Raw genomic sequence first — 24,923 nt, 5'->3', positions numbered from 1 at the left:
ATTTTTCTTGTGTGTAAGCGCACGTAAGCCCATGTAAGGGATACAGGAAATGGAAAGAGATGAAAGGCGAAAGCCAGCTAAAATTTACATTGTAAATCTTTTGCTGGCTTGGATTTAAATCAATTTAGTTGAGGGTTATTGGCGACAAGTTTGCGTATCAAAATCCACCGCAATCGCTGCGTTTTCAAAGCTTCCTGACACTTTTAAATACCCCCAATAGTTTGCTTGTCTGCCTAAAGTGATGCATTCACTTGTACCAGGATTGTCAGACCAACCATGCAAGTTTGAACCCTGATCATTTGGCCAACCATAGTTGCTATACTCAAGCTTCAGCTCTCCTGAACCATTACCAGAGGTAATCGCCATAGACTGATACTGATCCACCCCTTCAATGCTCAGCCATACGACTGATTGAGTAGCAAGACATGCAGGCTCAGACGCAACAAGTCGCCCCCCGCTAACCTTACCTTTCACCACACAATCATTTGGCAATCCACCAACACCACCAGCGGCTGTAATGGTGATAACTGCTGTAGCGGTATTCGCATAACCTTCGTTATCCGTCACCGTTAGGCGGACTGTGTAGTTCCCTGCGCTTGTGAATTGGTGCGTCGGATTGGGCGATGTGTTGGTCGTGCCATCACCGAAGTCCCATAGGTATTGGGTAATCTGGCCATCTTGGTCTTGGCTACCTGCACTGCTGAATGATATTGATTCATTGACTTTACCTTCACTCACAACGTTAATTACTGCGGTTGGTGCAGATGGCTGCTCACCACCACCATTGACCAATTGCTGCTGCCATTGCTCAAATTCGCTCTGATATTGCGTGGCCCATTGGCTAATTATGGTTTTGTATCCGCTCCAATTACCGCTACGTGTTTCCACTAGCATCTGGTTAACGTCGTCCATGTGACGCTCGAACATAAAGCGAACTGCGAGATAACCCCAACGATAGATTCGATCAACATCAAAGCCGTCATAAGTTGTTTCAAAGATTTCCTGCAATGTATAGGTCGAACCATCCAAAATTGTTTCAATCGCACGCGGATTGTTGTCTTCATTGGCAACATATTCCGCTACCCCTTCGCTCCACCACACCACTTTTTCTGTCGGGTGGTTAAACCCGCCATACATATCAAAGCGTCCATCGAGGTAATGAACATACTCGTGTTCTAAGTTCCACACGAAATGGTCTGCATTGGCGTAAGAAGCCTCGTAAGCGATGAAGTTCGGAATATTCCCTGGGGTCGCAGGATCGCCTTCGAGGTACATCCCGCCGTTATTGGTATCAATATCGAAGATTGGGCCGGCATATTTGCCATAATCATCACTGGTATCAAAAATATTGACTTGAAGTTGAGTGTTGTGGTCATCAGCAACTGGCTGATTACCTGTTTCAAGACGGGTATGGAAATAGCCTTCTTCGTACCCCATTTTGTCACAAGCTGCTTGGTGTTGTGCAGGCGTCATATTTTGCGACAAGATTCGTATCGTTGGACTACAGGTATAACTTTGTGCCAATACCAAAGATTTTAGCTCTTGCTCAAAGTTACATATTCCAAATTCTGAACACTCCACGTAATAAGATGCCGTGTCAGCAGTTGCAAGCCAAACACTATCACCGTAGCCAAACATCTCATATTGGCTGAAGATGCTCTTCACTTTCGTTTTTACGTTCGATTCAATCGCAGTATTGGTGTATTGAAGCAGCCGGCCAAGCTCACGACCTGCATTCGCTGTCATGAACTCATCATCTCGGCCGATAGAATCACGGTTCGCGGCAAAGTTACCCAATGCATCCACTAAACTTTGTTGTGCGCCAATTTTCGCGACGAACTCATCATTCCATTGACCGCCGAATAATATAGTAAACACACCGTTTACCGCGTTTCTCATATACCATTGCTGCGCGTATTGAGCATTCCAACGAGTTAACCACTGTGTCACAACATCAATGTATTCATGCTGAAGTCCCGCACTGTCCATTGCAATAATGACTTCACTGAGCACCTTGCCATGCGCGTCACTATTTTCATAGAACGCAGCATTTCTCACAAACGCATCAATCGCTTCTCGCACCGCAGGCTGCACCCAAGAAACGAAACTAATACGGTCATTGTAAAACTCGGCGTAATAACCCGCTCTGAGGTATAAGAACAGAGCTTCAAGCTCATCACTACCACCACCTTGATAGGAGCGCGCTAAAGAGGCGGTATGCTTGGCGACGTTGTACATATTGCCAGATTCAAATGCCGATTCTTGTATGCGACTTTCCGCCGAAAAAAGCTCATTAACACAATCGCTGCCTTGGCTAGTAATAGCATTTATCAAAGCACTGCTACTTGAGGTTGCAAAGGCTTCAATATCACAAACAACCGCGGCTTCCACTGACATTTGTGAAAACATTTGCATCGTTGGCTGCGGCTTTTTTACAAGGGTCTTAGTTGGTGCATACTCATGTTTGTTTTGTTCAATACCATGATGAGCGTCATGCTCATGATTTGTCGTATGATCAACAACTTGAGGGGTTGGCTCACTGAACGCATAGGCATTCAGACTAAATATCGCGCCTGCCACGGCAATTGCTAACTTCTTAAGTTCCATCTTAACTCTTCTATCGTTTGACTATTCAAATAAGGAGGTCTTTCTTGACCAACGCATAGGTGCGTCAACCTGAATCTAGACCCGAAGCATCATTCAATGAAACATTTTGTTAACATTCATTTTTTGAGTCTCAATTTGTAAGCTATGAAGATTCGATAACTAAGCTCCTTTTGATTTAGACCAAAGCAACATGTTGTTTATGAAATAGAATACGCAATAAAAAGATTGGAGTGTAATTGTGAAGTTGATGGCCGATCGAACTGGTGAGCAGTTCCTTGAAATCAAACAACAAAATGGAGACGAGCTTGAAGTTCAGTTTATTTCCAATAAAGGTGACCCCAAAGGCAAAGTATTTAAGGACTCTTTGAAAGGGTTGTTGTTAGCCGGCTGGAGTCATCGAACAACCTCTACAGCCATTGGGTTAAAACGCTTTAAGCAAGGATATGTCAACGACGCTCATGTCAGTTTTGCATTGCATCAGTTATACCCTCTAGGCCGTATGGTCCGTCTACCAAATGGCGACAAAGTGCGCATAGCTAGCTACGCAAATACCCATCACGACGGATACTACATGTTTGTTCGTAGTAATGATGACAAGTTAGTCAGAATGAAAATAACGCCCGATTGGGAGTTAATGGCGTCTGAAAAATTACTCGCTTTACCTTACTACCCCGCTCCAAGAAGCCAAAAAGAGAACGATAACATCAATGAGTTTGATGCTTGGGCTGGTGGTTTTTAGAATATCACTCAAAAAAAAGCCCCTACGGCTGGGGCTTAATGGTGTGTTTGCTACAGCGATTGAATCTTGGCGTGCAGTATATCTTTTAGTTCGGCACGATCATGTTTCATCTTATGCATGTCCTCGTCACTGATTGGTGAGTCTCTTAACTCCAATTTACGGATCTCTTTATCTAGAGCATTGTAATCTTTCATCATGCGCGCAAAATCTTCATTATCACGCGCGAGTGCGTTGATAGCGTCTTTGTGTTCAGGGAATTCTTTAATCAGAGAGTGATCTTCACCAAGCATACTTGCACCTTATTTTGATTGGAATAAATCTGTTCGAAATTTAACCATAGCAAGAAATTAATTCACTGTGTGTGTCACTGCGCACTTCCTTGCATTTCACTATTACATCTGACCCTGAATAAAATGAGTTAACCACTCTATTATGGATTTTTAGTTCCATAATGATTGGTGTTTTAAGTTAATGCTAAACAAGATGCATTGCACCATACTAGAGCCATCAGCAACGAAGAGGACAACACAATGCAAAAAGTTATTTTGGTCACAGGCGCTACAGACGGTATTGGTTTCGAAACAGCAAAAGTGCTGGTTGAGCAAGGTCACCACGTATTAGTCCACGGTCGCAGTCCTTCAAAACTAAAAGGCGTTGAAGAGAAGCTTTCTGCACTAGGTAAAGTGTCGAGTTACGTTGCTGACCTTTCTAATTTAGCCGAGGTCGACACTTTGACAGATACCCTAAAGCGAGATTTTTCTAACATCGACGTGGTGATCAACAACGCCGGTGTCTATGCAACAAATCAACCGGCAACACAAGATGGGTTCGATGTGCGCTTTGTGGTGAACACACTAGCACCTTACAAATTGGCCAAAGCGCTATTACCAATTATCCCAACTTCTGGCCGAGTAGTGAATCTCTCTTCAGCAGCACAAGCAAGCGTTAATATTGACGCGCTAAACGGAAAAAAAACGTTAGGCGATGGAGAAGCATACGCACAAAGCAAGTTAGCGCTTACTATGTGGTCACGCCATTTAGGGTTGGAGAATAGAGAGCAAGGACCAATCATCGTTTCTGTAAATCCTAAGTCGTTCCTAGGCAGCAAAATGGTAAAAGAAGCTTACGGGGTGGCAGGTAACGACTTAAGTTTAGGCGCAGACATTCTGGTACGAGCAAGCCTATCTGACGAGTTCAACCAAGCCGCCGGTCTTTACTTTGATAATGACGTGGAAGCGTTTGCCGACCCACACCCTGACGCCCTAAATCAAGCAAAGGTTAACCAAGTAGTCGAGGCGATTGACGCGCTGATTTAGATAATCAGCGCAAGGCGATAAACACGCTTTCCTATGCTGAGTAGCTGTAAGGTCATTTAGTTGCTTTATAGCTCTCAGCAAAGTGAGGGATATATTGCTCCCAAATTGGTGGCGTGCCTATATAAGCTTGAGCCGCAGCAATAAACTCTCTAACTAGTGCTGTCTGCTTACGATGGGGATATAGTGCATACAAAGCTAGGCCTTGGTTGCATAGTAGATGGTCAGTTAACAAAGGTTTGAGCTTCAAATCTTCAATGTTTTGATTGAGGTTTGACGATGCAATCCATGCGTAGCCTAGTCCATCCGCTACGGCGTCAATTAAGACAGAGACATCATTGACCTTACAATTGCCTTTCATCTTGTAATTCGTCGCGACTGTCGCTTCAGGTGTTTCACCCAATCTCATTGTATCAACGGTCAAAGATCGGTTGGTATATATCACTGATGGCAACTTAGCTAACTCTTCTGGCGTTTTCGGCTCACCATACTGCTCGATAAAGCTATGTGATGCCAAAAGGACCGGACGAATATTTGCAATCTTCTTAGCAATCAAGTTTGAATCATCCAAACGACCTAAGCGGAAAGCAAGATCAAAGTGATCAGAAATAATGTCTGAGCGCTTATCATCTAACAGCAATTCAATTTCTACATCCGGATAGCTCGCCATAAACTTGGTGATCACTGGCTGTAGGTGGTTACGACCAACATGGTACGGAGCGGTGATTCGGATTCGGCCTTTTGGCTGAGTGTGATAAGAGTCAGCAATTGACTGAACGTGATTTAGCGTGCCAACCAAGTTATGTGCTTGCGTTAAGATTTCTTCGCCCGCTGGCGTCAGTGAAAAAGAGCGGGTCGAGCGGTTGAGAAGTTGTACCCCAAGCTCAGACTCCAGTTTCTTAATCTGCTTAGACAAAGAAGAGTTATCCATGTCATGAAGTGCTGCCGCCTTAGTAAACGAGCCTTGCTGTACGACATCAATAAAAAGAGAGAGTTGATTCACTAACGCCATCTAAATAAACCTATTTTTGCGCACGTTGCCACTGTACTAACCACTTATCTAAATGATTAGCGAATTGCTGACGGTCGGCTTGGCTCAGCGGTGCAGGCCCACCAGTCTGAATGCCACTGCTGCGCATGGTTTCCATAAAGTCACGAATATTCAGACGTGATTTGATGTTCTCTTTAGTGAACATTTCTCCGCGAGAACTCAGCGCATGACCACCTTTAGTGATAATTTCATCAGCCAGAGGGATATCACTTGTGATTACAAGGTCACCCGTTTCACAACGTTTAACGATTTCATTGTCGGCAACGTCAAATCCGGCTTGGACTTGTAACATGGTCACTTTTGGTGATGCTGGTGTACGAATAAACTGATTGGCAACCAATGTCACCTCTACACCCGTACGCTCAGACGCGCGAAATAAAATATCACGAACCACAACTGGACACGCATCCGCATCAACCCAAATCTTCATCAAACTAATTTTCCTTTATATAGGGGCTTGTTATACCCCACCATTAGACCGCAATTCATTCCAGCTTAATAGCGATATTTACTCATCAACAATATCAGCTTCTTAAACTTTGTTGCGTTCACTCCCTTATCAGCCCTGCACAGCTCTATCAATTACGTGAAAAAGTGCCTTTAACATCTCGAACATAGTCCTTTAGCGGGTTACGGTTTATCAGCGGTGATTCGTTTTTCGTCAGCCAACCATCAAGCAACTTTTTCGCGTAAAGGCACCCCAATATATTGGCAACCGCTACTCCAGTCCAAAGTAGCTCAATCGTGAACAAACCACCAATAAATGCTAACGGGATGGTGAGCAACAATGACTTCACTAAGGTGACTCGCAGTGACATTTTTGCTTGCTGAACACCATTGAAGAACGACGTCGCCATTAACACGAGACCAAACGCTGGGAACGTAGCGCCAACAATATAGAAATACCAACGCCCGAACTCAATCACCTCAGTATCAATGCTAAAAATACCAATAACCGATTCAGCAAATACAATGGTTAGCAAACCAAATGCAATCCCCCAATACACCGTCATACGCCCTGAGAGAGCAACAATATTATCCAGTCGACGATATGCTTTAGCACCATAGTTTTGGGCGGTTAACGGCGTCACAATAACACTTAAAGCAAGTATTCCAGTCAATACCAACGACTCAATTCTCGTCACAATACCAAATGCTGCCATTGCACTTTGACCGTATTGCGATACAACAGCAGTAATCACGGCAATCGCGATTGGGTTTAAAATTTGAGCGACGACTGCTGGGCTAGAAATTAACACTATCTCTTTCAATTGCAGTCTTATTTGGTATATCGAAGTGAGTGAGAACAATTTGTTTTGTAACAGTAATAGCAGCATACAAAACAGAATCACGGCCCAAGATATAACGGTCGCATACGCAGCCCCCGCCAGTCCATAATTAGGAAAACCTGCATTACCGAAAATCAGCAAATAGTCAAAGACCACATTGACGATTCCACCTAATGCCATAACCACCATCGTTTTGATCATGATCCCTTTCGCCATCAGGGCTGAATTTGCGATTAAACCACCGACTAAGATCATCATTCCTAGGTAAATTGGCTGCATATATTGCTCGATTAAATCGATAGAACCGCTATTCGCCCCCAGCAAAGAAAAGGTATTTTCCATAGTGAAAACACCTATTACACCAAGCACTGCCGACAACGCACTGAAAGACAACACCGAAATGGTGACCAATGATTGAGCCTTAGTTGCATTCTTTTCACCGAGTGCGCGTCCAACCGTTGCTGATACCCCTGCAGATATCCCCATAAATAAGCTAATAATGAAGATGTAAACCGGGTAGGTATAACTGATTGCAGCCAATTCTTGCGTTCCTAATTGGCCAATAAAATAGCTATCCACAAGCTGAAATAAGAAAGTCATCAGCATTCCAAACGCTGCAGGAGCTGCCATCGTCAGCAATGATATTTTCACCGGTTTATCAAGGAGTGGGTTTTCCATCTTACATGCCCTCAAGCGTTTAATTAGCGTCGTAATGAACAAGACTCAGCCTGTTTGTCATAAAGTCAGCTTGCTCAGTTGTGATGTAATTAGCATAGATTGTGCTCATTTATTTATTAATAGGGTAAATGTGCAATGATTATTTCCATATGAATTGGAATAAAACTTAGAGGCTGAAATGGCGAGCGCGAAAACAGATTTACTCGATGGCATCGTAATATTTGTCGAAGTCGTTAATAGCGGCAGTTTTACCAATGCAGCGCAAGCGACCTTACATTCGACATCGTATATCAGCAAAGAGATTAATAAACTCGAATCTCGACTAGGAGTGAGACTACTTCAGCGTACAACTCGCACTCTTAAGCTCACCCCAGAAGGCAAAGAGTTCTATGCGCGCTGTCAGCAGATCATTGATGATGCTGTAACGGCGGAAAACCTAGTGTCTGGCAGTCAACGAGAGCCTCAGGGGACGTTAAGGATAAGCTGCCCGGTCAGTTTTGGGTTAACTAAGCTTCAACCTGTTTTAGTTCAGTTTGCTCAACAGTTCCCTAAAGTACAACTTGATGTTGATATCAATGATCGCATGGTTGATGTGATTGATGAGGGTTTTGACATCGTGATTAGAGCATCAGAAGCAATGGATGATTCCAGCCTAATAAGCCGTAAGCTTTGTTCTAGCTTTGGCGTGACCGTTGCCTCCCCTCAATACCTTAAAGATTATGGTACGCCTAGTCACCCGTCAGAGCTAGAAAGCCATCGCGTCATTGCCTACAGCCTGAGCAAACAGCCTCATAAATGGGTATATCAAGAGCGTAACGGTGAGCCTATCGAAGTGCTTACCACAGCAAGAATGATCACGAACAGCCCTCAACTTGAACTAGCAATGTGTAAAGCTGGCCAAGGCATTACTCGTTTACCAAGGGATCACATTAATGATGAATTCGAACAAGGGTCACTCATAGAGCTTTTTCCTGACTTTCCTCCTCTACAGTTACCTATCTATTTGGTCTATCCGAGCAAGAAGCATCTGTCAGCCAAAGTCCGTGCCTTCATTGATTTCGCCGTCACTCAAATAACGGATTAAGAGAACAGTGGAGAGTTAGTGACGTCTTGGTGGCTATCTCAGAATAAAGCTGCTTTGCCTCACAAAGAGAGCCTAGGTTGAATAAAGTCGATAAACGCAGAAATTCGCCTCGCGACGGACGAGGATTTGTAATAGACGGCGTTAACCAACTCTCTATCAGTATTGAGCAGCTTTTCATCCTCTAGAATCGATACCAGTCGCCCTGCCTCCAGATCTTGTTTCACCATGAAGCCTGATAAACATGCGATGCCATTTGAGCTAAGAGCGAGCTGCCGAACCGTTTCTCCATTGCTGGACAGTAAACTTGGCTCTAACGACTTAAACCCTTTTAGCGGCCATTGGTTGAGAACCTTAGGTGCGTTAAAACCTATGATTTGATGTTGCGATAACTCTGGTACTGACTTAGGTATCCCATGTTGAGCTAGGTAATCGGGAGAAGCGACAATATAGAGTGGGCTTTTCCCGAGAGGTTTCGCATGCAATGTCGAATCTTTGAGTTGACCAATACGAATCGCGACATCGGTACGTTTCTCTAATAGGTCAACAAAACCTTCATTCGAAGTGAGCTCCAACTCTATATCTGGATAGGCTGATTTAAACTCATGTATAAGAGGCACTAACTGATGAAAAACAAACGGACTAGCAGCATCGACTCGTAGGTGACCCTTAGGTAGCTCCCCACGCGAAACGATCTCCTCTTCCGCTTGCTTAATGATATCTAGCCCTTTACGAATCGACTCAATGAACTGGCGCCCTTCATCGGTGAGTTCTATGCGTCTGGTGGTTCGATTAAGAATCGACACCCCAAGCTGTTTTTCAATTTTACTCACCGCTCTTGATACGCGAGCGACCTGTATATCTAACGCATCGGCGGCTGCGGAGAACCCGCCACTGTCGACCACGGTAAGTAACATGTCCAATTCATCGGAACGTGTGCGCATGTCATTCATCTCTATAATCCAATTACCATCATTTATAGCAAAAGTAATTTGATAAGAGCACTATTTTTCACAAATAAAGTTTCTTGAATAATGCACGCCATCAAACAACACAACGATGAGAATCATTATGCCAATTGCTCTATTCGCATTAACGCTGAGTGCTTTTGCTATCGGCACCACCGAATTCGTCATTGTCGGACTCATTCCTACAATGGCAGCAGACCTTTCCGTTTCACTACCTTCTGCTGGTCTGTTAGTTAGCTTGTACGCTTTAGGAGTTGCGGTTGGCGCTCCTGTTCTTACGGCTCTAACAGGTAACTGGCCGCGTAAGAAGGTGCTACTTACAGTGATGGCACTGTTTGTTCTAGGTAACCTATTGGCGTGGCAAGCACCTGGCTACAATACCTTGGTCATGGCTCGTATCCTGACAGGTCTTGCACACGGGGTGTTCTTCTCGATAGGCTCTACCATTGCAACCGGGCTGGTTTCCAAAGAGAAAGCAGCCAGCGCTATTGCCATCATGTTTACTGGCCTAACCGTTGCGCTAGTAACCGGAGTACCACTGGGTACCTACATCGGTCAAACTTTTGGCTGGCAAGCAACGTTTTTGATTGTCGCAATCTTAGGTTTAATTGCTCTAGTAGGTAGTGCAGCGTTAGTACCAAGTAACTTAAAGCAGCCACCAGCGACAAAACTCTCTGCGCAGCTTAAGGTACTCACACAGCCTCGCTTGCTATTGGTTTACGCCATCACTGCATTAGGTTACGGCGGCACGTTTACGGCCTTTACCTTCCTTGCGCCGATTCTTGAAGAGATCTCTGGCTTCAACTCTAGTGCTATTGGCTTAATCATGCTGGTTTACGGCGTCTCGGTTGCGGTAGGTAATATTTGGGGCGGAAAAATGGCTGACTCTATGGGCCCAATCAAAGCGCTAACGGTTATCTTTGTCGGCTTAGCCTTAGTATTACTTGTATTCAACTTTACCGCTTACAACCCTATCGCAGCTGTTCTTACCATTCTGGTTTGGGGAGCGTTCGCATTTGGTAATGTACCTGGCTTACAAGTATACGTGGTAAACCTTGCTGAAAAATACGCACCAGACGCGGTGGACGTGGCTTCTGGCCTCAACATCGCGGCATTCAATGTGGGTATTGCGCTGGGCTCTTGGGGCGGCGGTTTGATCGTCGAAGACTCAGGGCTGATGAATACGCCTTGGGTTGGTGCGGCAATCGTACTGGGTGCGCTTCTATTGACTCGCTTAAGCGGCGCATTGGATAAACGTTCTCTAACGCTTCAACAAGCTTAAAAAAACAGCCCCTAAGTATTCGCTTACTTAGGGGCTGGAATCATTTCACACGCATGAGTCGATGTTTTACTTTTTCTAGCTCAAACTCCTTTACTTGCGAGCGCTGCATCTTTTCAATCTGTTCGATCATCGTTTCCGAATACCCTTTGCGTTTCATCCATTGCATCGGTTCGGAAAAGCTGTCTTCGTTGACCACATAAGACTCCCCTTTGTGTTCACCGGCATAAACACTGACAACCCAAACTCGTGACTGGAAATCCAGAACTTCCATCAAACCTGCTTTAATTCGATTGAGTAAACCCATCACTAACTCGTTAACAGCCAAACGCCAACGCCCATCATTAAAGTGCCAGCAATACGATTCATCAAACGAACATTTTGTGATTGACCAAGTAATTTTTTCAATCCTTTACCGCCAGTGGCATAAAGCGTCATACAGATGAATTCGAACAACAAGATAATAGATACCAGAACAATCAATTGTGGCGCTAGTTCAGCGGATTGATCGATAAACGGCGGTAGCAAAGAAATCATAAATGCCCACCCTTTAGGGTTCGCAATAGCAGTAACAAAGCCTTGTACAACTAGATCCCAATCACTTTGTGGTGCAGGTGCGCTTTCGTCTATGTTAATCGCAAGCTTTCCCTTTGAACGCCACATTTGGACACCAAGGTAGAACAGGTAACCTCCACCAATCAGCTTGAGTGCAACAAACAGCCATGGGTAATTGAGCATCACTGCGGCAATACCCAGCACTGCTGCTACAGCAACAAGCCCGACCCCAACAAGCTCACCAGCCATCATCCAAAGCGCTCGACGGTAGCCAATACTCATTCCTAGCGTTAATGCTAAGGTCATACACATTCCCGGAGTAATCGAGACAAAAAAGAAAGTTGGAATAAACATTCCCAGCAAAGCGGTATTCATAACTATCGATAGTTTTATTTATTGTATTAGTGACCGTCTAACATAGAACAATACCTTGTTAAAACCAATACATCTTATGTGCTATTTGGAAGGGTTTGTCAGGATAAAGGTGGGAGAAAATATCAAGACATGTGCATAACTCATGACTATATATGCAGCTCTAAGTAGAGCCAATTGATATATGCACTTAATTTCTCAAGTAATGAGAAAGAGCTCATGTTTAACAATTTGCATTAAAATCGTTAAAAAACAACATTTACAGATAACACCGTTAATCATACTGGTTACCACCAGGTTAAATCTGCATTTTTTCTAGTGACCATTATCACATCTATAAATCTGAGCGGTTATTTCTCTTTTTTATTTTTGAAGTCGCCTGCTAACCTCCTGCTCGCCTTGAAGTGAACTCAAGGTGCATAACTATAAGGAGTGTTCACTATGAATACCAAGAAACCGATGTCGCTAACTGGCCGTGTTATTTTAGGTATGGTTGCGGGTATCTTGACCGGGTTTGCGATTCGCAGCCTATTTGCTGACAACGGATTTGTCGATGCATACATTGTAAATGGATTATTTGAAGTCGGCGGCCAAATCTTTGTTGCCAGCTTAAAAATGCTTGTTGTTCCACTGGTGTTTGTGTCGCTTGTTTGCGGTACAAGTTCACTGAAAGACCTATCTACTTTAGGTCGTATGGGTGGTAAAACTCTCGGATTTTACGTTGCTACCACGGCTGTAGCCATCACTTTAGCCCTAACTATGGGTAACCTATTCCAGCCAGGTGCCGGTGCAGATCTTACCGCGGCAAGCTCTTTCAAATCAGCTGAAGCACCATCATTGGGCCAGGTGATCATTGATATGTTCCCAACCAACCCAATTAGCGCAATGGCGGAGGGCAAAACACTGCAAGTAATCGTATTTGCTGTGTTGTTCGGTATCGCTATTAGTGCAGCTGGTAAGCCTGGTGAACGTATCGCTTCATTCTTCTCTGATTTGAATGAAGTCATCATGAAGCTAGTTGCTATCTTGATGAACCTTGCACCTTACGGTGTGTTCTTCCTAATGGCGAAGCTATTCACTGGCCTAGGGCTAGGCGCTATCGTTAACTTAGCAGAATACTTCCTCGTACTAGCAGGTACACTTCTGCTACATGGTTTAGTTACTTACAGTGTAATGCTAAAAGGCTTTACTGGTCTTAGCCCAATTACCTTCTTGAAGAAAATGGAAGATGCGATCATGTTTGCCTTCTCTACTGCTTCTTCAAACGCGACGATTCCAGTAACTATGGAAACAGCGAAGAACCGTATGGGTGTTGAAAACCGAGTATCTTCGTTCACCGTTCCACTAGGTGCGACAGTGAACATGGATGGTACGGCGATCATGCAAGGTGTTGCGACTGCTTTCATCGCGCAGGCATTTAATATTGACCTGACGATGGGTGACTACCTAATGGTCATCATGACAGCAACACTAGCTTCTATCGGTACTGCAGGTGTACCTGGTGTTGGTCTAGTCATGCTGGCAATGGTACTGAACCAAGTAGGTCTACCGCTAGAAGGCATCGCACTTATTATGGGTGTTGACCGTCTACTTGATATGATTCGTACTGCAGTAAACATCACTGGTGACAGCGCTGTTACGATCATCGTTGCGAAATCAGAAGGTGCTCTTGATGAGTCTCGCTTTAACGACCCAATGGCGGGCGTTAAAGAAGAAGAAGTGCATCTGAAGCGCACTGAAGCATAAGTTATACTGCTCACACATGGCCCTCAACCTTAGGTTGGGGGCTTTTTGTATTTGTAACATTTGGCCTTCCATCCCTGTATCTATTCGAATAATATCCTTGCTTTCCTATCCCTCACTCAGATAATCACGCCGTAATTTGTATGACCTTCACATAAACGGACTCAAGCACCGCTGAACAAACCAACGTGCAAGAACCATCTATGCATGTATAACCGCTTAACTCGCAATTTTAATTACTCACACCATTGCCCCATTAATTCCCACACCAATAATCATTCACCGACGCATATTTTTCACATAATTAGTCGGTGCTACTGTTGAGCTATTTCACAAAATTTCTGGTATCCCCTGTGTTAATTTAAAGGCCACCCTCTTATTTACCCAATCAATATCAAGGACATGCGATGAAAACAACAATACTGTGCTCTGTGATTACGGGCCTACTCTCCTTCTCTGCTTACAGCAACAGCAATAACGAAATACCCATCGATTATGGCCAAAACGCTATTCAATACTTAAGTCAAATAGCACAAGAAAAACAAGGTATTGGGGCTAGACCTGCAAGTACTGAACACGAACAAGAGGCAGGGGCTTGGATACACGACAAGCTCTCCAGCTTTGGCTATGAGGTTCAGGTACAACCATTTACTTATAAGATAAAAAACAAATCTAAAGCCTCGACCAACTATATTGTCGAGAAAAAAGGGCTATCCGATAAAGTCATTGTTTTAGTCGCCCATTACGATTCAACTGGAGATGACCACGGTTCATTAGGCGCAACGGATAACGGTGCTGGTCTAGCGGCTGCAACCGCAATAGCTGAAGCATTACAAAACAAAGAGTCCATCCCATACACAGTTCGTATCATCTTTGTTGGTGCGGAAGAGAACGGCTTAAATGGATCAAAATACTACGTAAAAAATGCAGCCGAGAGTGGAAAACTAGATGACGTCATCGCGATGATTAACTACGACACGGTTGGCGGTGGTGATATCGTTTATGTCCACTCAGCTCACTCAGACTATGGCGAGTACAAGAAGGTATGTAAAACCCTTGGCTTCAATGAGTCGACCTACAACAATCAAGCTTGGGTCAGAGACGGTATGCTAAAGGCATCGGTCAGTCAAATTGGTGAAGCGAATAAATACGTAATCCACCCAGAATTCCCAGGCTATCCTGAGGGTGAAACAGGCTCTTGGTCAGATCATGCACCATTCGCTTGTGCAGGAATTCCTATCGCTTACGTAGAAGCGACGAACTTCAATATTAACGGTCAAGATGGTTTCGATGGTTATTCACAAACAGAAAACCCAATGATGTGGGACTGCTACGACAAAGAAAACAAAACCGCATGTGACCGCGATACGGAATCCAAATGGGGAAAAATTTGGCATACAGAGTTTGATCGATTAGATGTTCTAGAAAAAGCATTCCCCGGAAGAGTGAATACCCAAACATCAAACAACGTTGAAGTCGTTGTGGAGTATCTAACCAATAAAGATTACTTCCCAAACAACAGCTAGCCACTACTGTGTGAAATACCAAAAAGCCCGGAATTGTCCGGGCTTTATCTTTATCGTTAGTCAGCTATTTTTAATAACCTATTTTGCTAGCTTCTCTAATACACGCATTAACATCTTGATGCGCGGTTCAATCGACTCTAACAACAGGTATTCTTGATCACTGTGGAAGCCAGCACCAATAGGACCTAACCCATCAAGAGTTGGAACACCTAAGATTGCGGTATTGTTCGCATCGGAACCGCCACCAACTTCTTTCCAATTGATGTCGATGGCCAGCTCATCAGCAGCTTGCTCTACCAATGTCATCAACCCTTGAGTTTGCTCACTTGGTACCATGGATGGTTTGTACGCTTCTCGCTCTAGCTGGATAGAAACACCATCAACAAATGGGCGCTGAGTCAGTGCGTGCAGCTCAGTATCAACGTCATCGTACTCCGAGTTACTCCAGAATCTTACATCCACAATCGCTTCAGCGTGGTCAGGTACGATATTCGCACCAGCGCCGCCAGAAACAATACCAACATTCAGTGTTGTTCCAGACTCAAAATTAGTCATTGCATTAATCGCAATGATCCAATTCGCCATTTCTGTAATAGCACTACGACCGTTTTCTGGTTCGTTGCCAGCATGAGCAGCGACACCGCTAAAGGTCATCTTATAACGGGCCATGCCTTTACGTGCTTTCACTAAGCCACCATCAGCACGAGCCGCTTCTGCAACCAACACATTTTTAGCGTGTTTAGCCGTCGCTTGAATCCAATCCACAGAGTCGAGCGACCCTGTTTCTTCATCAGGATTCATGCAGATACAAATCGACAACTTATCGAGTACTGATGGATCAAGGTTACGCATTGCATAAACAACGTTCAGCAAGCCAGATTTCATGTCAGATACACCCGGCCCATACGCTTTTTCAGCATCGGTTGTCATTGGACGTAATTCCGCTGTGCCGACTGGGAATACAGTGTCCATATGACCAATCAGCATCACATCAATGTGTTCTGCTTCAGGTTTGTTACGAATCTCCAATCCAACGCCTGCTTTACCGCAGTCAACTCGCTTTACCTGCCAGCCTACTAGCTCGGCAAATTTTGCTTCAAACTGATCAGCGATAAATTTAATACCATCAACAGTGTAGGTACCGCAATCGACATCAATCAGAGGGCGTAGCTCTTCCAAGTATTCATTCAATGAGAAGTTCATAGCTCACCCTACACAAACAAGTTCATTACAAGCATTGCACCGAACGCGTTAAGAACAGAGATAGCAATCATCACTGGAATGTAGCGGCCTTCAGTACCAATTGGGCCCATAATACGTCCCATGTACTGAACCTGAGAGCCCATAAGGTAGATAGCCGGTGCTAAAATCGCAATGTGAGCACCGTTTAGAATGCCTTGGTCAAACAATGTGATGACAACGCCAACTGCACCACCCATCGACATCCACGCACCGATTAGAACCGCTGCAGCTTCACCAGGAAGACCAAATACCGCCATGATAGGGGCAAAGATCGTCCCCATCGCATCTAACGCACCTGTAATTTGTAGCGCTTTAATGATCACGAATGCCATCAATACATTCGGTACGGTTGATGTTGTTGCGATAACCCAACCTTTCTTAGCACCTTCAACGAAAATATCAGTAACCATTGGTTTTCTTGCTTTAACTTCGCTCATTATGCTGTCTCCTCTTTTAGGTTCTGGGCATCGTTGTTTTTGTCTTCTTTGTCTGCTTTCCCTTCAGTCAGGTTTAGGTAGATACGGAATAGGTTCGCACCAACAAACTTGAACACGAACATAATTGCGACCGCTAGACCAATTGAAGTAGTTACTGCTGTCGAACCGTCAGCCAAAGTCAGAGTAAACAGCACTGCACCTGAAGAGAAGAAGTTAACGATGGTTGCACCTGCTGTGAACTGGAACATTGTGAAGACATCGGTTTCACGTTTCGTGAGTCGCCCTTCGTCTTTCAATTGACGAGTCATCGCAGCACCTGCATCAGTACTTTGTAGAGATGCAATTAGAGCAAGGCCCGAGCTGCCAGGGATACCCATTAGTGGACGAAGTAGAGGAGTAAGAAGCTTACGAGCGGCATCTAAAGCACCGTAATGTTCAAGAACGTTGATAACACCAAGAGCGAACATTACAGTTGGGATAAGAGTTAACGCAAAGATAAAGCCGTCGCGAGCACCGCTACCGCCTTTACCACGTAAAGAAGTAGTCGCTGCTTCGACACCTTCTGCGGTATCTTTGACGTCGTAAGCAACTTTACCAAATGAACCATTTAGCGTCGTAAAATCGAGTACACCGTACCATTCATTTGACTTCATTAAGCCTGAAAAGAATACCACCGCAAACGCTAGGGCAACGTAGCATCCCCACGTAACCTTGCGCTCTTTCTGAGTTGGATTGGACATAAATCACCTATGTTTTTCTTATGTGGAACAGAACACATAGGATCTTGAGTCAAAGTCATACCGGTAGTGATGATCATAATCAAATAGTGATACAAACTATTAATAACTTTCAACCCGCTATCATATTTTGTGATTAACGCCATAAACAGAACATCGACCCAACCATAAAAATCAACATTGCATATCATAAAGATTCATACTTTAGTCATAATCGGTTAATTAACCGGTGACAATTTAAACAGATCAAACTTACTTCACATATCAGTTATCAATTACTCACTAGAATGGATTCACCATAAAAACAACAACTTTCCAAAAACTTTCAAGGAGTGAAAGTATGAAAATGTCGTGGTCCATTTTTGTTGCCCTTTTTTTACTGCCCGTATCTGCTTTTGCCGCCACTACTACCAACCAAACTCTACCATTAACTGATTCAACCATTGGCTACGCCGCTTTGATTATCTTTGGTTTTGCTTATGCGCTGGTGATGCTCGAGGAATACTTGCAATTACGCAAATCTAAGCCTGTGTTGCTCGCAGCGGGTTTAATTTGGGCAATGATTGGTTATGTTTATTCTCAATATGATCAAATCGAGATCGCCAAAGCCGCTCTAGAGCATAACTTGCTCGAATATGCTGAGCTGCTGCTATTCCTGCTTGTTGCCATGACGTACATAAGTGCTATGGAAGAGCGACGTCTGTTTGATGCCCTACAAGCTTGGATGGTGGGTAAGGGATTTAATTTTAAAACCCTCTTTTGGCTAACCGGTATTTTGGCTTTCTTTATCTCGCCAATCGCGGACAACCTCACCACAGCACTTTTAATGTGTGCAGTGGTAATGAAAGTCGGTGGCGATAACCCCCGTTTTATTAACTTAGCGTGTATCAACATTGTTGTTGCGGCTAACGCAGGGGGCGCATTCAGCCCGTTTGGCGACATCACAACCCTAATGGTGTGGCAAGCTGGTCATGTTTCCTTTGCTGAGTTTATGCCTTTGTTCATTCCATCCGTTGTGAACTATGTACTTCCTGCGATCATCATGTCGCTATTTGTTCCGAACACGAGTCCAAATGTGGTCCACCAACACGTCGAGTTAAAGCGAGGTGCCAGACGCATCGTTGCCCTGTTTATCCTCACTATCGCGACCGCCGTTGCCTTCCACGCGGTACTTCATTTCCCGCCAGTCATTGGCATGATGATGGGACTGGCCTATTTGCAGTTCTTTGGTTTCTTTCTGCGCAGAACACTCAAGGCATCTCTACACAAGAAAGCGGCTAAAGCGATCGAGAACCGCGACGATCTCGCTTTAAAACGGTTAGGTTCAGTTGTCCCATTCGATGTATTCAGACGTGTTTCTCATGCCGAATGGGACACTCTACTGTTCTTCTATGGTGTTGTGATGTGTGTCGGCGGGCTGAGCTTACTCGGCTATTTAGGGTTAATCTCTGAGGTCATGTATACCCAATGGGACCCTATTTGGGCTAACGTGATGGTGGGAATTTTGTCTGCTATTGTCGATAACATTCCAGTGATGTTTGCAGTACTAACCATGGAACCCGCAATGGATATGGGGAACTGGTTGCTTGTTACATTGACTGCTGGGGTCGGAGGTAGCTTGTTATCAATAGGTTCAGCAGCAGGAGTTGCATTGATGGGGGCTGCACATGGTAAATATACCTTCTTTGGTCACCTTAAGTGGATGCCCGTCATTGCCATCGGTTATGCCGCCAGTATCGCAGTCCATTTAATGATGAATTCGGCGTTATTTACCTAACCATCCTTAAAAACAATATAAAAAGAGCTGCCATTGAGCAGCTCTTTTCGATATGGGGATTAACCTTGGAAGTCATGTTATTCATAGCGTTTCAACCAAGTACTCGACAGTTGATATTTAGCACAGACACTGCAAGTTAACAGCTCGTTATCGCCATGAATACGCATGACAATATCGTCTCGCTTTTCTTTAGAGTTATTCCGCATCTGTATGATGAGGTTATTATCTTTAACTTCGAATGGTTTGGTAAAGCTATCACCGTCGTCTTTGATTACGGTCACTTGCGCGTCGCTAAACTCAAGCAAATCACCATTGTGCTGGTTCTCGTAAACACCGATAAATGAGTAAGTTTTTTTATTGAGCATTCTCTCAGCTTTTTCTTCTGAGCAGCCCAATAGAACAGTAGACATCAAGCCGACAACACCAAGGGTCACTTTCCAGTGTTTTGTTCTCATGAATTACTCCACTTTCTCCAGCTCTAAAAGTTTAGCTTTTCGTTCAACACCACCAGCATAGCCAGTGAGCTTGCCATTTTTACCAATAACGCGATGACATGGAACAATAATCGAAATCGGATTTTTCCCATTGGCCAACCCAACCGCTCTTACCGCTTTGGGATTGCCGATCGCATCCGCTAAGTCTTGATAGCTCCACGTCTGGCCGTATGGGATGGTCGTTAGTGCATGCCACACTTGTTTTTGGAACTCTGTACCTTGCGCAGCTATTGGTAAGTCGAACGTAGTACGTTTCCCCGAGAAATATTCCTCTAACTGGTTGATACTATTAGTTAGTATAGGATCAGACTTAGTATACTCACCCAAATTTTCTGGTTGTGTGGTCTGAGTCTCAAACCATGCGCCCAATAGGCCTTGCTCATTCGCTTGTAGCGTTATTGTCCCCAAAGGCGACGCAAAGTGGGTATAACGATTGTTCATGTATTGCTCCAGCAATGAAATGTCGCGTAGCTCCCCCATGGAGAGACTGCGTCGGAAGTTAATTGAGTAAAGGACTCACACGCTTTTTTGACCACTAAATCGCTATCAAGGAAACAGTTTGGCTCACTACTCCCACGCAATCGTGCATAGTTGACCGTCCAAGGACCAATCCCCTTTAAACGTAGCCAATCTTCTAACGGTTGTTCTTGATGGTCAATCATATAATTCGCAAACCTCGCCAGCGTCTCTTTTCGGCTTTGTGGCATCCTTAGAAACGACAAGTCAGCTTGGTTCACTTCTGTAGGTGTAGGAAAATGAGTGATTCCCGATGGTTGCAAGGTGTTCACGAGCAAGTTCAATTGACCAATAGCAGCCTTAATTGACACTTGCTGACCTAAGATAGCTCTTACCCCTGCCTCCCAAGGACTCCATACACCGGGAATTCGGATTCCTGATCGCTTAATAAGCGTCGGTTCAATGGAAGATAGGAGATCTTCTATTTGCAATATATCGCTGTCTAGATCGAACATACGGCGAATTTGGTTGACCAGTAAACGTAGTTTCTTCATATCGTCGAGTTTGAACTCAACCCTCATGACACCGGGTTTGGTATTCGCGATAGAGAACCATCCCTTACAACCATCTATTTCAATAGTTCGTTCGTACGAGTTTTTCGAAATTCTCTCTAGTCCTCCGATTGAACGGAGCTGATAAAAGTCGAGCATATACTGCCAATCTAGTGGTCCTCTGAAAGCAAGGTCAATATGATTAAATCGACCATCGGATTGTGTTTCTTTACGAACTTGGCTCGGTGCGAGGCGCATTGTCTGCTTAAACGCATCATTAAAGCGACGAACACTGTTAAAACCACTCGCAAGTGCAATGTCGGTTATCGAAAGGTGACTAGTATGAAGCAGTTGTTTTGCAAACATCAGCTGATAGCAAATCGCATATTGCTTGGGAGACATTCCTATATGCTGATTAAATAGCTTACGTAGATAACGATCTGAAACGCCGAGTCGCTCTGACAATTCAAGAAGTGAAGAGTGAGTCAGTGCTCCCTGCTCGATCAGGCTAACTGCCCTGTGAAAAGTTGCTTCGATACCTTTCCATGCCCAAGAACTTGGTGCACTGTCAGGGCGACAGCGTAAACATGGTCTATACCCAGCCTGAAGTGCCTGAGCTTTATCGAGGTAATATTCGACATTTTCTTCTTTAGGCAAATTGGCTGGACAGATCGGTCGACAGAAAATACCTGTTGTTTTCACCGCTACGTAAAAACGGCCATCAAAACGACGATCCCTCGCCATTCGAGCAATATGACAATCTTTTTTTGTTAATGTGGTGTGCCCGGTTTCCATTATCTTTCTGCTATTCTTCAGACTGTTATGTAAAGTTTAAAACTTCACCATCTAAATACTAGCCATTTTCGGAACTCAAGCGAATTTACCAACCTATATTCTTCTTCTAGGATTAGAGTGCAGACAAATAAATAATAAGGAAGTTGGCTATGAACCTGCACTCTTGCACTATTGTGCTTAAAGACGATCTCACCATGACGTGTGATAATGTCGAGCAGACACTCGGCATTATTGACGATCACGGTCCCACCAATATAGACCGTATACTGATTGATGCTTTTGATGGTCAGTCTATACGCTCTTTCCATGAAATGAGCATAGAGGAATCGATCGAGAGTTTAATGAGTCTCTAATCGTATTAACTGTGCAAGACAGCCCTGTTGTTGTGGGCTGTCTTGTAACGAAAATCCCCAGCCATAACTCTGACAGATTCGTTCTACAATCAATAACCCTAGCCCATGATCTGTTTCTGGTTCTTCACTTAACCCTCGCCCGGTGTCTATCACCTCAATTTTATCGTGGCCAATACATAAAGTGATACTACCGGCTTCAGTAAATCTGATCGCGTTATCCAATAGGTTTTTCAACACCATGTTAAGAACACTCACTGGCATATTCAAAGTGCACTCCTCCTCCACCGAAACATTCAAGGTCACGCCAGAAGCAAGCTTATTACGATAGATGTCTAACCCGAGTTGTGACTCCAAAATAGGGTGTTCTTGTTTGCTTTGAGTCGCGTTCTCTTGCTTCACGATATTGAGCAGTACTTCAATCGTCTCTTGCATTCCCTTACCCGCTTTCAATATACGCTCCCGCTGGCGTACTTGAAATTCAGGATCATTCTTCATCGCTTGAAGGTTCGCTGCACCTAAAATGACAGAAATAGGAGTCTTCAATTCATGACTAGCATATTTAGCAAACATCAATTCCTGCTTAGCTACACGCTCCTTCATATGCGAATAACTATTAAGATGGGCGGTCAGCTGCTTTAACTCATCAATGGCATGTTTAGACGTTGAAAAGTCTTCTTCTCTATGTGTCGCAAGCTGATGACTCAAATCAGAAATTGGAGACATTAGCCCATCAAAGACTCGTTTTAGGGAATAGCGAAGTACGGTGATCAAAAAGATCATCAACAGCATAGAAATCACCATCAAGGCGTCCCAACTGTCATCACCAAAGTCGATTGCTCTGGAGTCGATCGTCAAGTAAAGCGGCAGGCGCTTTCCTTGATAATCAAACATTTGGTGGAAAACCATATAGCCATCAAAATCAAAAGAACGAAAGCGAGTCACTTCGTTCGGCTTATAAGGGAGTAGTCCACGGAACTTATCGGGTAACGCGTCCGTCTGGTAATAGGCCGTCACATGCTTACTCAGCTCAGCACTTGCCACCTGATCTAATTCATAATGCTTTAAGGCAATATCTCGAAAAGACTTTAAGTGATTTTCTATTTGATTATCTTCATAAAAAACTAAGCGAATAGAAAAGGCAAAAAAGACAATAAATGATGTGGTGAGAGCAATGACAGAGAATGTCGTCAGCAAACGCGATTTCACATCTTCGATTGAGTTACCACGCTTTTTCTTGAATGCGCTTTTGGTCAGGATCATTGTGTCACCAACTTAAAACCAAACTTAGGAACCGTCACCAGCATAGAAAATTCAAACGGCTTATCAAGCACATTCCTCAGCAAATAGATATGACTGCGCAGTACATCTTTGTCAGGTGCATCTTCTCCCCACAATTGATGAATTAACGCATCTCGAGAAACGACCTCTCCCTGGGCTTTCACCAACATCAATAGAATTTGATACATGGCCGGAGTGATGTCTAAAGCCTTTCCGTCTCGTGCAATGGTATGCGCCTTTTCATCAATGACTAGGTCACCAAATGCCAATTGGGTACGGGCAACTTTACCTTTGAAACGTTTGATTAAGGCGCTTAAACGAACTTCTAGTTCTGGAAACTGGAAGGGTTTCGTGACGAAATCATCAATGCCCGAATCAAAGCCCGATAGCAAGTCTTGTTGTCCATTGAGTGCCGTCAGCATTAGAATCGGAGTGGTACAGCCCTGCTCCCTAAGCTCTTGTGCGGCTTGAAAACCGTCCTTTTTTGGCATCATGACATCAAGAATGATCGCATCAAACTCACTTTCCAGCGCGAGATTCACACCAAGTTCACCATTGCTGGCAAAGTCCACCTCTGCACCTTTCACTTCAAGAAAATCCGCCAAGATACCTTGTAATTCTTCATTGTCTTCCACAACGAGAATACGACTGCCTTCAATCATGGTTTACCCCTTCCAACTGTACTATTTAATGCTCATGTAACCGGTGTCGAATTTATGTCGAAATTAGTGTGGGTGATATTCTTTTTATTGTCGAATCCAATTCGACAAAAACTCGACATAGCCAAGATGAAAATCTCCCCCAAGAAATCACGGGGAAATCATCATGAATGCAAAACTAACAACGCTTTCTTTAGCAACAATGCTTATTGCTGCACCTGCACTCGCTGTCGAGCTCATCGGTCAAGTAGAAAGCAAGAATAGACAAAGCGTCGTTGCTGAAGTTAACGGCGTTGTAGAAAGCGCAAACTTCGAACCGGGTGATAAAGTTGATCAAAACGCCTTACTGGCGAACATCAAAACTCAAAACTTCGACTTCGAGTTGTCCAAGAAACAGGCTGGCCTAGAGCTCGCTCAAGCTGATTTACACCTCAAACAAACCACTTTTGAGCGTTTCCAAGAATTAGTGCGAAAGAACAGCTTGTCCGCCAATGACCTCGATACCGCCAAAGCTGAATACTTGAATGCCAAAGCCAATCTCCAACTGGCTGAAATTGAATTAGAACAGGCTAGGCAAAACCTCGATGACACCAAAGTAACATCGACAATGGGCGGCTTCATTGTCAGCCGAAGTGCCGAAGAAGGTGCATGGGTAAACCAAGGGGACCTGCTATATCAATTGGTCAACATTGACACCGTTACCATCAAGCTTTTAGCAAGCGAATATGACATGACATCTTTGAACGTTGGTCAAGCCATTGAAGTTTGGTCTGAAACTGAGCCATCCAAAAAGATTCAATCGGTAGTAAAACGCATAGGTGTCGAAATGGATGCCAATGCTCATGCCTACCCGATTGAGGTCGAAATCAATAACCACGATTACTCGCTAAAGCCAGGGATGTCTATTTATGCCTCAACCGACATCACCGAATCAAATCAATAG

The 24,923-nt window shown here is 44.1% G+C and carries 25 protein-coding genes; 9 read left to right on the top strand and 16 right to left on the bottom strand.

Annotated elements, in window-relative coordinates; genetic code table 11:
- Positions 1 to 135 precede the first annotated feature (135 nt).
- Positions 136 to 2,607, bottom strand: coding sequence for a collagenase (locus AAFX28_RS05445; RefSeq protein ID WP_408686363.1), 2,472 nt, complete (start codon positions 2,605 to 2,607; stop codon positions 136 to 138).
- Positions 2,608 to 2,845: 238 nt separating this feature from the next.
- Between AAFX28_RS05445 and AAFX28_RS05440 the strand changes: the two genes are divergently transcribed.
- Positions 2,846 to 3,346, top strand: coding sequence for a hypothetical protein (locus AAFX28_RS05440; protein WP_408686361.1), 501 nt, complete (start codon positions 2,846 to 2,848; stop codon positions 3,344 to 3,346).
- A gap of 50 nt (positions 3,347 to 3,396) precedes the next feature.
- Here AAFX28_RS05440 and AAFX28_RS05435 read toward each other — a convergent pair whose 3' ends face one another.
- A complete protein-coding gene (locus tag AAFX28_RS05435) occupies positions 3,397 to 3,636 on the bottom strand; it encodes a YdcH family protein (RefSeq protein ID WP_408686359.1) in 240 nt (79 codons plus the stop codon).
- Positions 3,637 to 3,876: 240 nt separating this feature from the next.
- Here AAFX28_RS05435 and AAFX28_RS05430 point away from each other — a divergent pair, with 240 nt between their 5' ends.
- Positions 3,877 to 4,662, top strand: a complete 786-nt coding sequence (locus tag AAFX28_RS05430; protein ID WP_408686358.1) for an SDR family NAD(P)-dependent oxidoreductase — start codon at positions 3,877 to 3,879, stop codon at positions 4,660 to 4,662.
- A gap of 52 nt (positions 4,663 to 4,714) precedes the next feature.
- Here the strand turns inward: AAFX28_RS05430 and AAFX28_RS05425 are convergent, their stop codons facing one another.
- The 3 genes from AAFX28_RS05425 to AAFX28_RS05415 all read right to left on the bottom strand — a co-directional run bounded on the left by AAFX28_RS05425 (position 4,715) and on the right by AAFX28_RS05415 (position 7,677).
- Positions 4,715 to 5,671 carry a LysR family transcriptional regulator gene (locus tag AAFX28_RS05425; protein WP_408686356.1) on the bottom strand — a complete coding sequence of 319 codons (957 nt, stop codon included), beginning with the start codon at positions 5,669 to 5,671 and terminating at the stop codon, positions 4,715 to 4,717.
- 10 nt (positions 5,672 to 5,681) lie between these two features.
- Positions 5,682 to 6,140 carry a YaiI/YqxD family protein gene (locus AAFX28_RS05420; protein ID WP_053439592.1) on the bottom strand — a complete coding sequence of 153 codons (459 nt, stop codon included), beginning with the start codon at positions 6,138 to 6,140 and terminating at the stop codon, positions 5,682 to 5,684.
- Positions 6,141 to 6,288: 148 nt separating this feature from the next.
- Positions 6,289 to 7,677: an MATE family efflux transporter gene (locus tag AAFX28_RS05415; RefSeq protein WP_408686355.1), complete on the bottom strand. Its 1,389-nt coding sequence runs from the start codon at positions 7,675 to 7,677 to the stop codon at positions 6,289 to 6,291.
- 178 nt (positions 7,678 to 7,855) lie between these two features.
- On the opposite strand from AAFX28_RS05415, the gene AAFX28_RS05410 reads away from it, so the two are divergent.
- Entirely contained in the window at positions 7,856 to 8,761 is a 906-nt protein-coding gene (locus tag AAFX28_RS05410) for a LysR family transcriptional regulator (RefSeq protein WP_408686353.1), read from the top strand.
- A gap of 59 nt (positions 8,762 to 8,820) precedes the next feature.
- Here the strand turns inward: AAFX28_RS05410 and AAFX28_RS05405 are convergent, their stop codons facing one another.
- Positions 8,821 to 9,702, bottom strand: a complete 882-nt coding sequence (locus AAFX28_RS05405; protein ID WP_408686821.1) for a LysR substrate-binding domain-containing protein — start codon at positions 9,700 to 9,702, stop codon at positions 8,821 to 8,823.
- A gap of 127 nt (positions 9,703 to 9,829) precedes the next feature.
- On the opposite strand from AAFX28_RS05405, the gene AAFX28_RS05400 reads away from it, so the two are divergent.
- Positions 9,830 to 11,008, top strand: coding sequence for an MFS transporter (locus AAFX28_RS05400; protein ID WP_408686351.1), 1,179 nt, complete (start codon positions 9,830 to 9,832; stop codon positions 11,006 to 11,008).
- 40 nt (positions 11,009 to 11,048) lie between these two features.
- Here AAFX28_RS05400 and AAFX28_RS05395 read toward each other — a convergent pair whose 3' ends face one another.
- Both AAFX28_RS05395 and AAFX28_RS05390 read right to left on the bottom strand, forming a co-directional pair.
- Complete coding sequence (locus tag AAFX28_RS05395; RefSeq protein WP_408686349.1) at positions 11,049 to 11,312, bottom strand: hypothetical protein; 264 nt, start codon at positions 11,310 to 11,312, stop codon at positions 11,049 to 11,051.
- A gap of 2 nt (positions 11,313 to 11,314) precedes the next feature.
- Complete coding sequence (locus AAFX28_RS05390) at positions 11,315 to 11,935, bottom strand: LysE family translocator (protein ID WP_408686347.1); 621 nt, start codon at positions 11,933 to 11,935, stop codon at positions 11,315 to 11,317.
- A gap of 438 nt (positions 11,936 to 12,373) precedes the next feature.
- Here AAFX28_RS05390 and AAFX28_RS05385 point away from each other — a divergent pair, with 438 nt between their 5' ends.
- Together AAFX28_RS05385 and AAFX28_RS05380 are read left to right on the top strand one after the other, a co-directional pair.
- Positions 12,374 to 13,678, top strand: a complete 1,305-nt coding sequence (locus tag AAFX28_RS05385) for a dicarboxylate/amino acid:cation symporter (protein ID WP_408686345.1) — start codon at positions 12,374 to 12,376, stop codon at positions 13,676 to 13,678.
- A 404-nt stretch (positions 13,679 to 14,082) separates the two neighbouring features.
- Positions 14,083 to 15,201 carry a M28 family metallopeptidase gene (locus AAFX28_RS05380; RefSeq protein ID WP_408686343.1) on the top strand — a complete coding sequence of 373 codons (1,119 nt, stop codon included), beginning with the start codon at positions 14,083 to 14,085 and terminating at the stop codon, positions 15,199 to 15,201.
- A 78-nt stretch (positions 15,202 to 15,279) separates the two neighbouring features.
- Here AAFX28_RS05380 and AAFX28_RS05375 read toward each other — a convergent pair whose 3' ends face one another.
- From AAFX28_RS05375 to AAFX28_RS05365, 3 genes are read right to left on the bottom strand one after another with little or no spacing between them, the layout of a single operon-like run.
- The gene (locus tag AAFX28_RS05375) at positions 15,280 to 16,404 is read right to left on the bottom strand and encodes a M20 family metallopeptidase (protein WP_408686342.1); all 1,125 of its coding nucleotides are present in this window, start codon (positions 16,402 to 16,404) and stop codon (positions 15,280 to 15,282) included.
- Between the two features lie 8 nt (positions 16,405 to 16,412).
- Positions 16,413 to 16,880, bottom strand: coding sequence for a YjiG family protein (locus AAFX28_RS05370; protein WP_126572850.1), 468 nt, complete (start codon positions 16,878 to 16,880; stop codon positions 16,413 to 16,415).
- Complete coding sequence (locus AAFX28_RS05365; RefSeq protein WP_408686340.1) at positions 16,880 to 17,620, bottom strand: nucleoside recognition domain-containing protein; 741 nt, start codon at positions 17,618 to 17,620, stop codon at positions 16,880 to 16,882. Before AAFX28_RS05365 ends, AAFX28_RS05370 begins: the two co-directional genes overlap by 1 nt.
- A gap of 337 nt (positions 17,621 to 17,957) precedes the next feature.
- On the opposite strand from AAFX28_RS05365, the gene nhaD reads away from it, so the two are divergent.
- The gene (nhaD, locus tag AAFX28_RS05360) at positions 17,958 to 19,394 is read left to right on the top strand and encodes a sodium:proton antiporter NhaD (RefSeq protein WP_408686338.1); all 1,437 of its coding nucleotides are present in this window, start codon (positions 17,958 to 17,960) and stop codon (positions 19,392 to 19,394) included.
- Positions 19,395 to 19,471: 77 nt separating this feature from the next.
- Here nhaD and AAFX28_RS05355 read toward each other — a convergent pair whose 3' ends face one another.
- Genes AAFX28_RS05355 through AAFX28_RS05345 form a run of 3 tightly spaced genes read right to left on the bottom strand, consistent with a single transcriptional unit; the run spans position 19,472 to position 21,690 of the window.
- Positions 19,472 to 19,849, bottom strand: a complete 378-nt coding sequence (locus AAFX28_RS05355; RefSeq protein ID WP_408686336.1) for a hypothetical protein — start codon at positions 19,847 to 19,849, stop codon at positions 19,472 to 19,474.
- Between the two features lie 3 nt (positions 19,850 to 19,852).
- Positions 19,853 to 20,329, bottom strand: a complete 477-nt coding sequence (locus tag AAFX28_RS05350) for a methylated-DNA--[protein]-cysteine S-methyltransferase (protein ID WP_408686334.1) — start codon at positions 20,327 to 20,329, stop codon at positions 19,853 to 19,855.
- On the bottom strand, positions 20,326 to 21,690 hold the full coding sequence (locus tag AAFX28_RS05345) for a DNA-3-methyladenine glycosylase 2 family protein (protein ID WP_408686332.1): 1,365 nt from the start codon (positions 21,688 to 21,690) through the stop codon (positions 20,326 to 20,328). Before AAFX28_RS05345 ends, AAFX28_RS05350 begins: the two co-directional genes overlap by 4 nt.
- A 149-nt stretch (positions 21,691 to 21,839) precedes the next feature.
- Here AAFX28_RS05345 and AAFX28_RS05340 point away from each other — a divergent pair, with 149 nt between their 5' ends.
- Positions 21,840 to 22,043 carry a hypothetical protein gene (locus tag AAFX28_RS05340; protein ID WP_408686330.1) on the top strand — a complete coding sequence of 68 codons (204 nt, stop codon included), beginning with the start codon at positions 21,840 to 21,842 and terminating at the stop codon, positions 22,041 to 22,043.
- On the opposite strand, the gene AAFX28_RS05335 is transcribed toward AAFX28_RS05340, so the two are convergent.
- Together AAFX28_RS05335 and AAFX28_RS05330 are read right to left on the bottom strand one after the other, a co-directional pair.
- Positions 22,029 to 23,303: an ATP-binding protein gene (locus AAFX28_RS05335; RefSeq protein ID WP_408686328.1), complete on the bottom strand. Its 1,275-nt coding sequence runs from the start codon at positions 23,301 to 23,303 to the stop codon at positions 22,029 to 22,031. The genes AAFX28_RS05340 and AAFX28_RS05335 overlap by 15 nt on opposite strands.
- Positions 23,300 to 23,983, bottom strand: a complete 684-nt coding sequence (locus AAFX28_RS05330; protein WP_408686327.1) for a response regulator transcription factor — start codon at positions 23,981 to 23,983, stop codon at positions 23,300 to 23,302. Before AAFX28_RS05330 ends, AAFX28_RS05335 begins: the two co-directional genes overlap by 4 nt.
- A gap of 163 nt (positions 23,984 to 24,146) precedes the next feature.
- On the opposite strand from AAFX28_RS05330, the gene AAFX28_RS05325 reads away from it, so the two are divergent.
- The gene (locus AAFX28_RS05325; RefSeq protein WP_408686325.1) at positions 24,147 to 24,923 is read left to right on the top strand and encodes an efflux RND transporter periplasmic adaptor subunit; all 777 of its coding nucleotides are present in this window, start codon (positions 24,147 to 24,149) and stop codon (positions 24,921 to 24,923) included.

It is taken from the genome of Vibrio sp. TBV020 (assembly GCF_046056895.1).
Lineage (GTDB): Bacteria > Pseudomonadota > Gammaproteobacteria > Enterobacterales > Vibrionaceae > Vibrio.
Note: the sequence above shows the minus strand (reverse complement) of the source record. Positions and strands in the feature narration are given on the sequence as shown.